Origin of the sequence: Amphritea balenae (assembly GCF_003858655.1) — a bacterium.
GTDB classification, from domain to species: domain Bacteria; phylum Pseudomonadota; class Gammaproteobacteria; order Pseudomonadales; family Balneatricaceae; genus Amphritea; species Amphritea balenae.
The window spans coordinates 1-16351 of sequence record NZ_RQXV01000019.1; the positions used below are offsets into that span (position 1 = coordinate 1).

At 46.2% G+C, this 16351-nt stretch carries 14 protein-coding genes; 2 read left to right on the forward strand and 12 right to left on the reverse strand.

Annotated features, from left to right (window positions below; genetic code table 11):
* Positions 1-124 precede the first annotated feature (124 nt).
* Complete coding sequence (gene ilvA, locus EHS89_RS20650; protein ID WP_124928070.1) at positions 125-1642, forward strand: threonine ammonia-lyase, biosynthetic; 1518 nt, start codon at positions 125-127, stop codon at positions 1640-1642.
* Between the two features lie 71 nt (positions 1643-1713).
* On the opposite strand, the gene EHS89_RS20655 is transcribed toward ilvA, so the two are convergent.
* From EHS89_RS20655 to EHS89_RS20705, 11 genes are all read right to left on the reverse strand, one after another.
* Positions 1714-2217 carry a hypothetical protein gene (locus EHS89_RS20655; protein WP_229753788.1) on the reverse strand — a complete coding sequence of 168 codons (504 nt, stop codon included), beginning with the start codon at positions 2215-2217 and terminating at the stop codon, positions 1714-1716.
* A gap of 97 nt (positions 2218-2314) precedes the next feature.
* A complete protein-coding gene (locus tag EHS89_RS20660) occupies positions 2315-3550 on the reverse strand; it encodes a transporter (protein WP_124928071.1) in 1236 nt (411 codons plus the stop codon).
* A 99-nt stretch (positions 3551-3649) separates the two neighbouring features.
* Positions 3650-4468 (reverse strand): hypothetical protein, encoded by an 819-nt coding sequence (locus EHS89_RS20665; RefSeq protein ID WP_124928072.1) that lies wholly within the window; start codon positions 4466-4468, stop codon positions 3650-3652.
* A gap of 24 nt (positions 4469-4492) precedes the next feature.
* The gene (locus tag EHS89_RS20670; protein WP_124928073.1) at positions 4493-5221 is read right to left on the reverse strand and encodes a C39 family peptidase; all 729 of its coding nucleotides are present in this window, start codon (positions 5219-5221) and stop codon (positions 4493-4495) included.
* A 60-nt stretch (positions 5222-5281) separates the two neighbouring features.
* A complete protein-coding gene (locus EHS89_RS20675) occupies positions 5282-6625 on the reverse strand; it encodes a hypothetical protein (protein WP_124928074.1) in 1344 nt (447 codons plus the stop codon).
* A 55-nt stretch (positions 6626-6680) separates the two neighbouring features.
* Positions 6681-7316: a hypothetical protein gene (locus EHS89_RS20680; RefSeq protein WP_124928075.1), complete on the reverse strand. Its 636-nt coding sequence runs from the start codon at positions 7314-7316 to the stop codon at positions 6681-6683.
* 1 nt (position 7317) lies between these two features.
* The gene (locus EHS89_RS20685; RefSeq protein WP_124928076.1) at positions 7318-7674 is read right to left on the reverse strand and encodes a hypothetical protein; all 357 of its coding nucleotides are present in this window, start codon (positions 7672-7674) and stop codon (positions 7318-7320) included.
* 288 nt (positions 7675-7962) lie between these two features.
* A complete protein-coding gene (locus tag EHS89_RS20690; RefSeq protein ID WP_124928103.1) occupies positions 7963-9327 on the reverse strand; it encodes a sigma-54-dependent transcriptional regulator in 1365 nt (454 codons plus the stop codon).
* A 253-nt stretch (positions 9328-9580) separates the two neighbouring features.
* On the reverse strand, positions 9581-10978 hold the full coding sequence (locus tag EHS89_RS20695) for a TRAP transporter large permease (protein WP_124928077.1): 1398 nt from the start codon (positions 10976-10978) through the stop codon (positions 9581-9583).
* Positions 10975-11565 carry a TRAP transporter small permease gene (locus EHS89_RS20700; RefSeq protein WP_124928078.1) on the reverse strand — a complete coding sequence of 197 codons (591 nt, stop codon included), beginning with the start codon at positions 11563-11565 and terminating at the stop codon, positions 10975-10977. The genes EHS89_RS20695 and EHS89_RS20700 overlap by 4 nt, the downstream gene beginning before the upstream one ends.
* 358 nt (positions 11566-11923) lie before the next feature.
* Positions 11924-12907: a TRAP transporter substrate-binding protein gene (locus tag EHS89_RS20705; RefSeq protein ID WP_124928079.1), complete on the reverse strand. Its 984-nt coding sequence runs from the start codon at positions 12905-12907 to the stop codon at positions 11924-11926.
* A gap of 403 nt (positions 12908-13310) precedes the next feature.
* Here EHS89_RS20705 and EHS89_RS20710 point away from each other — a divergent pair, with 403 nt between their 5' ends.
* The gene (locus tag EHS89_RS20710; protein WP_124928080.1) at positions 13311-14906 is read left to right on the forward strand and encodes a methyl-accepting chemotaxis protein; all 1596 of its coding nucleotides are present in this window, start codon (positions 13311-13313) and stop codon (positions 14904-14906) included.
* A 40-nt stretch (positions 14907-14946) separates the two neighbouring features.
* On the opposite strand, the gene EHS89_RS20715 is transcribed toward EHS89_RS20710, so the two are convergent.
* Entirely contained in the window at positions 14947-16323 is a 1377-nt protein-coding gene (locus EHS89_RS20715) for a sigma-54-dependent transcriptional regulator (RefSeq protein WP_124928081.1), read from the reverse strand.
* Positions 16324-16351 lie beyond the last annotated feature (28 nt).

The following is a 16351-nucleotide window of genomic DNA, read 5'->3' on the forward strand; positions in this document are numbered from 1 at the left end:
CAGGCAGAGATTATACGCCTTATCATCGATATCTTATAGACGAAAACCGTCTCAGCGATTACCATTTGTTGTTTAATTCACACTGTTGTTCATCTTAACAACGACAACCAACTGAAAGCATCCGATGGCACACCGATATATAAAGAAAATTCTTGATGCCCGCGTTTATGATGCAGCAATCGAAACCCCGCTGGACGAGGCAACAAGCCTGAGCAAGCGGCTGGATAATCGCGTGTTGCTCAAACGGGAAGATCTACAACCGGTGTTCTCCTTCAAGCTGCGTGGCGCCTACAACAAAATGGCTCAGCTGTCTGAAGCAGAACGTCAGCGCGGTGTTATTGCCGCTTCCGCCGGTAACCACGCTCAGGGCCTGGCGCTGTCGGCTAAAATTCTGGGAGTGCAGGCGACCATCGTAATGCCTAAAACCACTCCCGACATTAAGATCAATAATGTCCGGGCGCTGGGGGCCGAAGTCATACTGCATGGTACCGCCTTCGATGACGCGGCAGCTCACTCTCGTAAGCTAGTTAAAGAACAAGGTATGACCTATGTTCACCCTTACGATGATGTTGACGTTATCGCCGGTCAGGGCACGATTGCGATGGAACTATTGCGTCAGGAAAGCAACCCAATCGATGCGGTCTTTGTACCGGTCGGCGGCGGTGGTCTGATCGCCGGTATCTCTGTGTATATCAAGTATCTGCGCCCGGAAACTAAAATTATAGGTGTAGAATCTGAAGACTCTGCCTGCCTGAAAGCAGCCTTAGAAGCTGGTGAGCGGGTTATCCTGCCTCAAGTCGGCATCTTTGCCGATGGTGTCGCCGTTGCACAGATTGGAGAGAATACCTTTGACCTTTGCCGTCAGTATGTCGATGAAGTGATCACGGTCACCACCGATGAGATCTGTGCTGCAATCAAAGACATCTTTGAAGATACCCGTTCAATTACTGAACCCGCCGGTGCCTTAGCGGTTGCTGGCCTGAAAAAATATGTGGCGCGCGATGAGATTAAAGATGAGACGCTGATCGCAATCGATAGCGGTGCAAACGTCAATTTTGACCGGTTACGCCATATTGCTGAACGCTCCGAGCTGGGCGAAAACCGTGAAGCGATCATTGCGGTAAAGATTCCTGAAAAGCCAGGCAGCTTTAAACAGTTTTGTAATGATCTGGGCAACCGTAACATTACCGAGTTTAATTACCGCTATGCCGATGATGAAGACGCGCAGATATTTGTCGGTGTTCAACTACGTACGGGTGATGACGGTCGCAAAGAACTGATTGATGAGCTGAAGCATGAAGCTTATAAAGTGATCGATCTGTCCGATAACGAGATGGCTAAACTCCATGTTCGTTATATGGTGGGCGGCCGGGCACCGGAGTCGGTAACCAATGAAATTCTGTATCGCTTCGAGTTTCCTGAAAGGCCTGGCGCGTTGATGAATTTCCTGAAGAAGCTGGGTGGACGCTGGAATATCTCAATGTTCCACTACCGTAACCACGGTGCAGCTTATGGCCGGGTATTAGTTGGTATGCAGGTCCCGGAACTGGAACGTCCTTTAGTTTCAGAATTTCTCAATGATATCGGGTACAACTATTGGGAAGAGACTGACAACCCGGCTTACAAACTGTTTCTTGGCTAACAGAAACCATTTGCCTATATATCAAAAAACGCACCTAAAGGTGCGTTTTTCATTCTATAGTGCCGTATGAATTACCTTGTAGGCATTTCCGGAGAGTGCTCAAACTTATCAGTGAAGAATGCTTTTAAAGTAAAGAGTACGATAGAGATGCTCCCCCAGGTAAGGCCGACCACCACCCCCAGATCAACGATACCCCGCCAGGGCTGATCCAGCAGATGAACTAATTGCACCAGCACCAGAATACCGCCTAACAGGCAGTAGCTTACAATCATACGTTTACGCTGAATATCAAAGAATCCCATACAAAACAGTGGCGCAAGAATTATCCGTATCGGTGTTGCGTTATTTTTTAAAAATAACAGACGCGCAGCTACACGGGGTGCATAGCCCTGCTGAAAACCACGATAACCTTCAGAAAACCCCATAAACAGGACGCTCACAACCAGAGCCAGCCAGTGCAACCAACTCAACGGGTATGAGAAAGTATCAAAACCGATTTCACCTAAACGCAGAATCGCATTGCCAAAGATAAAACTGATACCGAAAAAGCCCCAGATAACCGCCAATAATCCCAAAATTAAATCCACTCAAAAAAACAGGAGGCAGAATTATAGTGGATTACTGCGCCAGAAAGAATATCCGGGCAGTTAACTGCCCGGATATTTGCTTAGCTTAAAAACGGTAAGGGAACTTGATTCCAATACTGAAATCAGGCGCATCAGGTGTTAAGCCGATCCCCAGGGAAGTGGACATAGACAGGTTTTCAGTTAGCGCATAGGTCAGGCCGGTATTGAAAGTAGCCGCATTACCATCACTACCGATGATTTTACTCCAGCTTTCACCATCCAGACGGGTTTGGCTTTTCTGACTGATTCGCTGAGAAAGCGAAAAGCTCATACTCATCCGCTCGCTCATGGCAAAAGCCATACCCAGACCGTAGAAAATCGAATCACCTAACTGTACATCCCCGGGCTGATTACCATCAGAAGCACTAATATCTCTAAAGCTTCCTTCGACATTGTAGGTATAACCCAGATTGGCAAACAAAATTGCAGGATCTGCTGTTTTAACAAATGACAGACTATTACTGATACTCCATAAACCACTGCCTGTAGGTAATTCTTCAGGATATGTTAACTGTTCTGAGGTATCCGGATCCGTTATGGTGATTGTAGGGGTACCGTAAGGATCACTACCCGTCGGTGCCTTAATACTAAGATTCCATACGATATCCGGACGATTTTCAGTTTCTGAGAAAAGCTTATATGCAGAAGTAAGGCCAATATCACCAATATTTGCCTCCTCTACTCTTTCCTCTAAACCCGAGTTAACATTACGCTGAAAGTTAGATGTGCGATAAACAAAAGGTAATGTCGCTCCTAGCTGCCACCTATCATTAACGTTATAGCGCCCTGTTGCTTCAAAGGTAAAAATATCCGCTGATATATCATCAACCGAAATATCTCCCAGAAAAATCGCATCCAATGCAAGAAAGCCTTCTAATACTAAATCCTTGCGATCGTAATGGCTGTAATTCATCCCTAGTTCAAGGGTGAATTTATCGCTAAACAACGCATGTTCTTCCTGCAAGATATTTTCAACACTTGAGCTGGGCGCAGCCTCTTTAACTACCTCTCCACCGCCGCTAGCAACGGTTTGCTGCTGAGGCACAGGTTTTGGCTGAGCCTGCGGCTTACCTCGCTCAAGGCTATACAGACGACGTTCCATCTGCCGAAGTGTTTGTGACTGACGTTCATTAATCAGTTTTAGCTGTTGTATCTCAAACTTAAGCTGCTCTGCTTCACTAACCGTAGCGGGCTCTGCCCCCCAAACAACCTGACTGATAGCAAGGCTTAATACACTTATAGATATGCCAGAGCATCCAAGCATGTACCTTTTATTAAACATTATCCTTCCCCTGTTCCCAGATATAACTACAGAACCATTTGCAGGCGGCTCTGCAGGCCCGCACCATTAAATGTAGCAACTGTCTGACGGGCTGCAGTATTAAAGCCCCCGCAGATTATCCAGAGTCCGGTGGAACCGCTCTAACCTGATACCAGATATTGCCGGACTTAATTCCACAGTTAGTCCGATCCGATTCAGTACCTGATTCAGGTCACTATTCAACTGGGTACTTTGTAAAATATTGCCCCCAGAAAATTGCGAACGAGTAATCTGTTGCGTAACGGTTCCTACGTCAGGTATATCAATCTGATAACCAATACCCTCAGATTCCACAGCAACCTGAGTGTTAACACCGTCATCACTGGTATGATTCTGGGTACCTACACTAACCAGTTCAACCAAACCTTCTATTTCTATTTCGGTTTCGGATTCAGTCGGTTGATCAGTAACCGTCCACTCCACTCCGTTATGTACAGTATTACTGTCACCCGCAACCTGAATATTCTGAACAACGCCAGAGACACTTTCTAAAGAAGCAGCGTCACTCACATTATCCAAAGTAGAAGTAGATGAGGTCTCAGAGAGGTCTCCTATATGACGACTGCGATACATCGTCATCTGAGGACGATAGCGGCTCTTTGAGAGATCAAAATTAACTTTCATCTCCATATCAAACGGGTCACTATTTTTACGTAACCATTTCGTTTGCATTTTGATACCAAAAAACATCACTTTGCGACCTTCAACAAAGCGCCCTCGCATTTCTGCCAGTTCAGCATCGCTGACTACATTACCTTGTAGTCCAAAAGGCCCCTGAGTAACGGCTGCACTTAAAACAGCTGGCGCTCCCCCAAGCACCCCGATTAAAGCAAGGCTGGTTGTTATACCAGTCGGCTTGATCCATCGCCGGATATTCATGACTCACTCCTCCCTTTCGGGAAGTCAGAACAGTTCAGCATGGTTAAAACCATGCTCGAGTAACTGCGCATTTGTCAGGGGCGCAAAGGTATTATTCAAAGTTCTTGCGGTTAACTGCCGTTGAGGCCTGATCAGAACAGAATTACGATCAAAACCTCTGCCGATCACGGCAAATACAATACCGTTCCAGCTGGCTAGAAAATCTTCCATTGGCATAATTTTATTGCCTAAGGCCGGATCAGCCAGGTACACCTGATCAGCCTCAGTTTTTTTAAGAACTACAAAGTGCTTATACCCTTTCAGATCCAATAAAACGATGGTTGGAATCTTAATTTCTTTTAGGGTATCAGGCTCAACATTGTAGCCTCGACCACGCAAACCCATACGCTCGACATAATGCTTAATATTTAATAAGGAAAAGCCCTGACGTTGCACCAGTTCAGGATCACTTACCGCAAAAAGTCCATCCAGAATGTCTTCTTCTGCCACTTTATAACCGTAGGCATAACGTAATACCGTTGCTAAAGCAGCAGCTCCACAGCTGAAATCTGTTTGTTGTCGAATAAGATGAAGATAACGTTGCTCCCGCATACTGATAACAGACTTATTAACAACTGTTATTCCGGGAATGACATTAGTAAAACCGATATTTGCAGCATGCAAAACAGGGCTAACAAGTATCAACAGAGAAACCAGACTGCAAAGCAGCCCGGTTACTCCGCTATTGATAAGACGCTTTATCCATAAACTCATAGCTAAACCTTCGAAAATAGCCGGTGATGCAGCTCTCCTGCATCACCATTAAGGAATAGTCTATTCATTACCAACAGGCGGCTCAGGCATCGTATCCAGAGCATCAATCTTGGTCATAGCCAGACTGTTGTTCTGGAGATTGCTGGTCCCTGCTGTTACGTTAACGCCGATATTACCTTTAGCACCACGTAGCGCGTTGTCACCCAGAGAAGCATTATTTTCATGACGAACATAACGGGTTATCAGGTGTTCAACACTGCCTGTGAAGGTACCACTGAGTGACTGTGTACCTGCTTCAGAGAAATTAAGAGTACCTCTCTCTGTGCTCCTGCCGATACGACCACTCTCACGATGAGCACCAACAACACCGCCTTCTGATGAGCCTGAGATAGTACCGCTTTCGTCAAACTCAAAGCGACCAGGGTCATCATTTGCACCACCAGGTGAGACATTATCGTTATCATAATCAATATGCCCCCAGTAAGAGGCGCCACCCTGCTCATGACCGGAACCATTAATCCAGACTTCCGGATAAACATCGTTACTCTGACTGGATGTTCCTGAATAAGTGGCAGGGCCATTCCTACCGCTATATCGAGCAGCATGGTTAACACCGCTATAGCCAGCACCATAATTCGTGCCACTGTAGCTGCCATTACCATTACCGCTATAGCCACCACTCATACCACCACTCATGGTTACCCGGGTAGTAATTACCTCATAGGTCTCTTCAGGCAGGTTATGAACCATATTGTTTTCAGTTTCCTGTTTTACAGATACGGTTGCTTCACCCATAGAGCCGGATGCTACTGACGCAGCAAAGGAGTTAGCCTGCACGTTACTGCTACCAGCCGTTACGTTAACACCGATATTACCTTTAGCGCCGCGTAAAGCATCATCACCGAAATCGGCATTATTAATGGTACCCCAGTTGAAAGCGACGTTATCCTCAGCGTTCTGATCCATAAAGATTTCAGCATCGGCAGAACCAAACACAAAGCTGGCATCCGCAGCTGAAAGAGCAGCCGCATTACTCTGAACGTTATGATCACCTGCACTCACGTTAATACCCATATTACCTTTAGAGTCCCGAAGCGCATTACCATCTAGAGTGGCATTGTTATCCACCCGATCATTAATTGTCAGATTGCCATCGCTATCCTGTTCCTGATCAATAACCGACATACCTAATGAATTAACCCGGATCCGTCCATCAATAGCAACGTCACCTTTGTATTCAACTTTTTTACTGACATGCACGTGTTTACTCAGATGAGCACCATCTCTGTGATGTTTCCGTGGGCCATCATTAGACGGGCCATCAGAACCCGCAATGGCTACGCCAGATAAACTTAATGCGGCAACTGCAACTGCCAACGGAGCAAGTTTAAATACCTGTTTCATGATCCTTCTCCTTATTTTTATAATTATCAGACAGACCTCTGGACAGCCTGACACTTTATTCTTCAGCGCCCAGTGAAACACTGAGACCAAAACTGTTATTGGTTACATTTCCTGAACCTGCCAACTGATTAATCTGGACTACCCCGCTGGCTCCGCTAAATGCCCCCTCACCAATACCGACCTCGCGATGTTGTATGGCATCGCTAGTGGCTATCTGGCTGACAGGTTGTCCGGTTACTGTGAGGCTTAACTCACTTTCAGAAACCGCAATCCCACCCAGGGCAAAGCCGATCGTAATATCGTTTAACTGAGCATTTCCGGAACCACTGGCGTGGTTAATAGAGATAAGGCCTGATGCATTTGAAAATGCATTACCTTCAATCAGACTGACAGCTGAATCAACCTCCCCCCCAGAAAGGCCAACATGTTGTGAAGCTTTGATCCTTGCCGTTGCCCCCAGTCCCTGACCTATACTCACAGCAAGAGCACGAGCATTTAGCTGGGCATTAGAATCTCCGGCAACAATGTTTACACCGATAATTCCGCGACTACCTTCAAGAACAAAGTCACTAATAACTGCCTGAGCACTATATCCCAATCGATCTGCTGCCTGCGGCGCTTCGGCAGCGATGTGTGTTGCCGCAGACAAAAACAAAAGACCAATTGAAAGCCGGGTACAGAGAGTGCTCATATCAGCGCCCCCCCATTCGAATCTGAACAGTTACTATTGAATTGCCCTGACCCGAACCTTTATGGCCGCCAGAACTACTTTCACCCTCATCCCAGAGAATAATTCCGAGCTCTTTTGGCATTGTTGGCAGTGAAATCGCAGCTCCCTGGCCTCGTACAGACTCAAGTTGCTGATCAGTAACAGGCTGCTCTTTCGCCAGCTCTGTTGTCATTGCCAATTCAAGTGCAGATGAAGACCAGTCTGAAAGATTCATACTTTCATCTGCATGAGCGACAGGCACCAAAAACAACACAGCAACAATCAGTGACATAAGCACTGAACGTTTTTGCATTAATATAAGATGTTTACTGCGACTCATTCTGATCTCCAAAGCGTATTTTCTACACCATGGGACAACGCAAACTTCAGACCAGAATTATTAAGAATTTGATTCTTAAGACTATTTTATAAACAGGCGAGCTAGAGAAGAGATATCGATGAATCAAACTGTTACAACACTGAAACAAGTAACCTACACAGAGCACAATACTTATTCAATATCAGTAGTTTAGATGACAAGTCAGAACTGTTAATTAAGTGAATCACTATTTTCTAAAAGTAAAAAAAAACCGCCTATTGCGATTTAACTAACTGTATTAATTATAATTTATCTGTCATCTGGTATTTTTCCTAACTGATACTTTTCGATCATCCGATATAAAGTAACCCTGGAAACCCCCAGTACTTTAGCTGATTTAGTCATATTGTTTCGGCAATAGCGCAAAGCAGAGATAATTGCATTCTGCTCGGCATCTTGCCTGGCCTGATCCAGAGAGATCACAGAACAGGAGTCAGGCGGACCTGAATTTCCCAGTCCTAAATCAGTTGTGCTGATCATACGACCTTCAGACATAACGATCGCTCTTCGAATACGATTAATAAGTTCCCGCACATTACCAGGCCACTGGTACTGCTCTATCGCTATCAGCGCACTATTTGAAAAACCTTTAAGTCGGTTATTACCTTCCGGTTTAAAACGATTAAAGAAAAACCGGGCCAAGAGTTCAATATCCTGCTCTCTTTCACGTAGCGCTGGTGATTGCACCTGCAGCACATTAAGGCGATATAGAAGATCTTCCCTGAAGCGCCCCTCACTCACCGCTAAATCAAGATCAACATGGGTCGCGGCTAATACCCTGACATTAACACCGATCTCTGACGTTGCTCCTACTCGTTGAATGGCTTGTTCTTGCAAAAAACGAAGTAAATTCACCTGTAGAGTGAGAGGTAGATCACCGATCTCATCAAGTAACAGAGTCCCCCCATCAGCGGCTTCAATCTGTCCTATTTTTAACTGATGAGCACCAGTGAAAGCGCCTTTCTCATGACCAAACAGTTCTGACTGAATCAGATTTTCAGGAATAGCCCCGCAATTAACAGCAATAAAAAGCTCATTATTCCGTGCTGAACGTTCATGAATAGCTCTGGCTATAAGTTCTTTACCAGTACCACTTTCTCCGGTAATAAGCACTGAAGCATCGACCGATGCTACTTTTCGAATTGAAGCAAACAGGCTCAGCATCTGCTGGCTGGTACCCACCATTTCGTAATCATCATAACTTTCAATGGTGTTTTCAGAGTTAAGAGAGGCCATTCCATAGGCATGACCCAGAGTGGACTGCAGGCTGCTTTCAGCGGTTGAATTAAATGGCAGGGTATAGAAATCGTAACAACCTTCACGAATCAGTTTACAAAATTTATGCTGTTTTAGGCATTCATTATTAGTGAGCAAAACCCACTCAATCGCGCTGTTTTCATGAATCAACGCTTCTGCATCACTGATCCCATTTCCATCTGATTGTTCAAGATGAATCAGGCCTACATTATATTTATTTTCTTTAATAGTTCGTCTGGCATTCTGAATACCATCAACAGCATTAACACTCCATCCCTTTAAAAAACTAACCTGATCAGAATGGTTCTCACAATTTTCTGCGCTCACAAAAAGCACCGGACGGGGATTAGATGTCATCCCTAATTGATTCACATTAGTACCTCCTTATCCGGTAACCATAGCTCCTCCCTAAACTAAGACTTTCGTTTAGCACATAAAAAGCATGCTGCAAGAATTGAGAATAGTTTAAAAAATGAACAAATCTACCGAAATGAGATCTATGAATCGAATACTGCTTGACAATATTTCATACAAAAAAAGGCCGCTAGATGCGGCCCTGAAGAATGCTTATCCCGATTGGGAGGGATAAACGACTGACAAACAAAGATATTTAATAACCATTCAACTGATCGATATACTCCGGCAAGAACAGCGATATCTGCGGGATATAGGTGATCAGAATCAGGAAGAACAACAGTAACGACAACCAGGGCAGGCAGGCCTTAATTACCCAGATCATATTCTTGCCGGTGATACCCGCCGTAACAAAGAGATTGAGCCCTACTGGCGGTGTCAGCATGCCTATCTCCATATTCACCACCATGATAATACCCAGGTGAATCGGGTCGATACCCAGCTGGGTGGCGATAGGGAACAGGATCGGCGCCATGATCAGAATAATCGCTGAAGGCTCCATAAAGTTACCCGCAATTAACAGCAGGATATTTACTACGATCAGGAAACCCCAGGCTGGCAGGCCCCAGTTCACAATCACTTCGGCAATCGAATGTGGAATTCGCTCGGTCGTCAGTACATGGGCAAATAGCATTGCGTTGGCGATGATGAACAGCAACATCAGAGAGACTTTAGAGGCGTCCAGAATGACTTTTCTGACTTCCGGATGACGTATTGACTGCGGCATCGCCCACAACATCTGCATTATATTACGCATTGTCGCGGCGCCCGTTCCTTCACCCTCTTTACGCCAAAGCACACCCTTCATAGGACCAATATCCCGATAGCCCAGCACAGAAACCAGATATGCATACACCGCAGCTACGGCTGCAGCCTCAGTCGGACTGGCAATACCTCCATAGATAGAACCCAGTACGATGATAATCAGCATCAAGCCGCCCAGGGCAATAATGAAAGATTTACCCAAGTGACGGAAACCAGGAAATGGCTCGGCTGGTAATTTCATTATCCGCGCCGCTATATAGATAGCGATCATCAGAATACCGCCCATCATCAAACCCGGAAGAAAGCCGGCCATGAACATACGTGAAGCCGACACTTCAGTCGCCGCCGCATATACCAGCATAACGATCGAAGGCGGAATCAGGATACCCAGAGTACCGGCATTGGCAATAACGCCGGCAGCAAATGATTCCGGATAACCGGAGCGCACCATACCGGCAATAACAATAGTACCGATCGCCGCTACGGTTGCCGGCGAAGAGCCAGAGACCGCTGCAAATAACATGCAGGCCATAACCGATGCCATCGCCAGCCCACCACGGACATGACCGACACTATCAACCGCAAAGTTGATCAGCCGCTTAGCCACGCCACCGGTCGATAAGAATGCCGAAGACAAGATAAAGAAGGGGATAGCTAATAAGGTGTAGTGCTCAGAAGTCGCCTCAAAAAACTTCAATGCAACAGAAGCCAACGAATCATTTGAGAACAGCAGGATCGTCGTCACGCTGGACAGGCCCAGCGCAATCGCGATCGGCATGCCCATAAACATACAGGCAAACAGGATTATAAATAGCGCAGCAGTAGTCATGAGCGGTCCTCCTTATCTGAGTCCTTACGATCTTTCTCCAGCTTTTCCTGCTCTTCCATGGCTTTCAGCTCTTTAGCTATCTCCATGCTTTCTTCAGCTTCATCGGTCATGCCAAAGCCTTCCGCCTGATTGGTGAGCACTTTCCAGCCCAGCTGCAGAAAACGTACAATCAGCATGGCAAAGCCGATCACCAGAATACTCATCGCCGTCCACTTAGGAATTGGCATATCTTCCAGTTCGATACCGATCATTTTCATCTTGCTCAGGTAGATCCATGATCCGTAAAGCAGCAAACCGCTATAAACCAGGCAAAGTGCAATTGCCACCAGCGTAAAGAAACGATGAGCATTGCGCGGCAGCAATTTAACAAACACATCAACACCGATATGGGCTCCCACTTTAATCCCGTACGAAGCACCATAAAGTACAAACCATGCGGCCAGCAGCAGAGTCATCTCCTGTGCCCAGTGAATGCCTGAATTGAAGCCAAAGCGCATTATCACTTCAGCAAATACCAGTAGCGTCATTGCCACCAGCAGCAGGGAGAGAAACGTCTCTTCCAGCTTTGTCACCAGATTTCGAACCATAACGGCCCCCTTAATAACAACGGCACATTTCAGTACCTTGTTATTGTGTTTACAGGTGCTTCACAGGGCAGCCTTACAGACCAGAAAGCCGAACCGAAGGGCTCTCCTGTGAAACATAAATAGATATTTTCTTTCCAGAGGGTGCTGCGACGGGACCTATACTCCCGTCGTAGCGATCGTGCTCAAAGGTCCCGTACAGACCTTTGATAAACCAGAACTAAAACAGCTGCATCATTCGGTCAGACGATTAAGAGCAAGGCTAACCTCTTAGAAAAAGCACAATTTACTGTAGTAACTGAGCATTTTGATAAGAGGTTTAACGCTGCCATCGAGCGTCTGAACAATTATGCCGTTGTTTTTACTGGTTAGACGCTTCAGCGGCCTTAATCAGGTCAGCACCGATATCATCGGAGAACTTAGCCCATACCGGCTTCATAGCAGCAACCCACAACGCGCGCTCTTCTGCTGATATCTCAACCACTTCTGAACGCTTAGAATCGATGATCGCCTGCTTATCACTATTCGCTTTTTCAGCAGCAATGTTGTTACCGTAAGCGATCGCTTCATCCAGTGCCGCTTTCACTTCAGAACGCAGATCAGCATCCAGGCCACCCCAGAACTCAGCAGAAGTCACGATCATGTAGTCCAGAACGCCATGGTTAGACTCGGTAATAAATGGCTGAACTTCAAAGAACTTCTTGGAATAGATGTTCGACCAGGTATTTTCCTGTCCGTCGATCGCTTTAGTTTGCAACAGGGTAAATACTTCAGAGAAAGGCTTCTTCAAAGGTACCGCATCAACCGCTTCAAACTGTGCCTGCAGTACGTCAGAAGTCATGATGCGGAACTTCTTACCGTTGGCATCGGCAGGAACACGCAATACATCACTGGCAGACAGCTGCTTCATACCATTATGCAAGTAACCCAAACCAACCAGACCCTTAGACTCCAGCGAAGTCAGCATCTTCTGACCATCAGCACTACCCTGAAAGCGCTCTACCGCAGCCATATCCTTAAAAAGGAACGGTAGATCAAACAACTGCAGGGTTGGGGTATATTTCTGGAACTTAGACAGAGAAGGCGCTGCCATCTGTACATCACCCAGCAGCATCGCTTCTAAAACTTTGTTATCGCCAAACAGCTGGGAGCTTGGGAAAACATTAACTTCCACTTTACCCGCCAAACGTTCTTCGACCAGCTCAGCAAATTTATTGGCCATCTGGCCTTTTGGGGTGTTCTCAGCAACTACATGGGAAAATTTGATTTCAATGGGTGCCGCCATTGCGGAAGTTGCACCTAAGGTCAGGGCCATTGTTGTAACAGCAGCAGTAAGTAAACGCATAACGCTTCTCCAGTATTGTAATTATTCAGGCGTTTTGTTTGGACTTATTCGGGAAGCCCACACAGAATTTATTTGCGTTATGTATTTGCAAGAGACAGACCAAGAGCGAACTAATCAAATATAAATATTATTTCCTTTTCAGTTTCAAACGGTTACCAGCACTGCCTTTGCAACTATGGTTTTTACTCTTTTTAAATAATGGGTGTATGCCCACCCATTCAGGCGACTCAGGCCGAGGGATATCCACCCAAAATTCGCTCAGAGGCCCTGCTTATGGCGCATTCAGATTCAACTTATTCAAACTAGGACTACCCAAAATGAAGATTCATAGCATCGCTCGTATGGAGGAACAGGCGTATATTTGTAGCACTTAAATAGCCATCTACAGATTGCGACCCCGATTATGCCAATCAAAACCAAAGTTAATCTCAGCCTGGCATTTGTTCTGCTTCTGGTTCTTATCGCCTCAGTCTCTTTAATCTACAAAAGCGAAACAAACCTTTCCGCAGAGATTGCCTTACAAAACACCCAGAATACCGCCGACGCTTACTTCGACAGCATCAATATAATGATGCTCAGCGGCGCTATGGCTAACCGGCAAACCCTGCAAGCCAAAATCACCAGCAACCCTGAACTATCAGAAGCACGGATAATTCGCGGCAAAGCGGTCACAGATATGTATGGCGCAGGTACCCCGGATTCCGCTATCGCTGATGAATACGACCGTCAGGCGATGGCTGGTGAGACGATCGCGGTAGAGCTTAATGATGAACAGGGGCATCGCCTGACCGTCGTCCGCCCTATGCGCGCTAGCGCCGATTACAAAGGGACTAATTGTCTGGGTTGTCATCAGGTTCCGGAGGGAACCGTATTGGGTGCGGTGAGAGTCACCTACGACTTTGAAAAAATGGATCAGCAGATCGTCAGTAATATCATCAATATCGCTCTGATAGAGCTTGCACTGTTTATCTCAGCGCTGATTCTGGTTAGCTGGATGATTCATCGCATCATATTAAAGCCGATTCACCGAATGCATCAGACCATCAAAACTATCGAAGAGAGCTCTGATCTGACCCAACAACTCGAGATCCATTCAAATGATGAAATTGGCCAGATGTCGGCCTCTTTTAACAGTATGTTGAAAAACTTTCATGGCAGCATTCATCAGGTAGTCGAATCGATCGATATGTTAGGAAAATGCAGTCAGCATATTGTTGAGGTTTCTAATAATGCGACTAACGGCACCGAAAAGCAGCTAAATAGAGCAGAAGCGGTAACCAATGCCATGATCTCTATGGATGGCGCTACACAAAACGTTGCTGCGATCGCTGCTGCAACCGTTAGCGCATCGGATAAAGCGCTGGAAGAGACATCTAACGGTGTGAATATCACTTCAGCTACTGTCGGCAAAATTGAAGGCCTGCAACAACAGATTCAACACGCAACTGATGTGATTGTTCAATTAGAACAGCAAAGCTATAACATCGATGAAGTATTGGGCGTTATTCAGGGAATTGCTGAACAAACTAATCTGCTGGCATTGAATGCTGCTATAGAGGCTGCCCGTGCAGGCGAACAGGGACGTGGTTTTGCCGTCGTTGCTGATGAAGTCCGCTCCCTTTCACAACGCACCCAAAATGCAACGGTCGAGATCAATGGTATTATCAGTGCGCTACAGCAGAACGCTAAAGGGGCTGCTGAAGTAATGGGTCAGGCCAGTACCGCTACTGAAGCTAACGTTAAAGAGATTCAGCAAACCTCTGCCGTACTGGATAATATTCAAACTGAGATGCAATCAATTGCTGAGATAAACCGCAGTATTTCCGATTCAGTGAAGCAAAGCACTGAAGCTACCGGTGAAATAGAAAGTGCCGTTAGCGAGATCAACGATGGCAGCGAGCAAGCCAAAGACAGGGTAAAACGCCTGTCCGAGATTTCGACCCAGATTAATCAATTAGCCGAACAACTGGAACAACGGGCAAGACAGTTTAAGCTTTAAGCGATTTTGATAAAAAGGCACTGCGCAGGCGGTGCCTTTTTTATTTGTAATCGCGCTTGTCTAGCTCATATTTTTTCATCTTGTCGTACAAGGTTTTGCGGGGCAGACCTAAAGCTTCCTGGGTAAGCTTTAGTGAACCATTATTGCGGGACAACTCTTCTTCAAGCACGACTTTTTCAAACTGTTCAACCTGATCGGGTAGCGTCATTTTCCGATCAGAAAGCGTACTCTCCTGTTGACCTATATCGAAATTATAAGCATTGCCCAATAGCACGTATCGCTCCGCAATATTTCGCAATTCACGCACATTGCCGGGCCAGTTATGTGCTACTAATGCACGCATTTTATCGGTACTGAGCTGCGGTACTTCTTTCTGATACTGAGCCGACGCTATCAGGGCAAAGTGGTGGAATAACATAGGGATATCTTCACGTCGTTCTCTCAACGCAGGAATATCAAGACTGACAACGTTCAGACGATAGTACAGGTCTTCACGGTAGTCGCCCTGCTCACTTAACGCTTTAAGGTCAACTTTGGTGGCGGCGATAACTCTGATATCCAACGGAATCAACTCATTAGAGCCCAGTCGTTCGATAGCCCGTTCTTCTAACACCCGCAGCAATTTAATCTGCAAAGAAAGCGGCATACTTTCAATTTCATCAAGAAACAAAGTGCCGCCATTGGCATGTTCAAACTTACCGATACGCCGACTCTTCGCATCAGTGAATGCGCCTTTCTCATGGCCGAACAGTTCACTCTCTATAAGATGCTCAGGTACAGCACCACAGTTAATGGCGACAAAGTTCTTTTCCCGCCGGTTACTGTGTTCGTGAATATACCTGGCCACCAGGTCTTTACCCGAGCCGGTTTCAGCCTGAATCAGGATATCTGCCGGTGTATCTGCTATATGCTGAATCATGCTTCGCAGCTGCTGGATACCCGCTGAGTTCCCCATAATCCGTGGACCCAGGCCGCCCTGTTCTTCCAACGCTTTACGTAGCTCGCGGTTCTCCAGCGTCAGACTACGCTTTTCAGCAGCCCGGCGTACTACATCATTCAATAGCTCAGACGAAAAGGGTTTCTCAATGAAGTCGTAAGCGCCATCGCGCATAGCACCTACCGCCATTGAAATGTCGCCATGCCCGGTGATCAGAATCACCGGCAGGTCCTGATCGATCTCTTTAATACGCTGCATCATCTCCAGACCATCGATACCCGGCATATTAATATCGCTGACAACAATGCCCGACCAGTCTTTATCTAACACCTTTAACGCTTGTTCCGCGCTTTCCGCCGTCTTAACCTCATAGCCGGCTAACTCCAGTGTTTGCCCGACCGCAAGACGAATGTGCTGTTCATCATCAACCAATAACACCTGATATGCAGCATTCTGTTTAGCAGAAAGTTCAGCGCTCATTAAACACCCAGTCTTCAGAAAATTTACA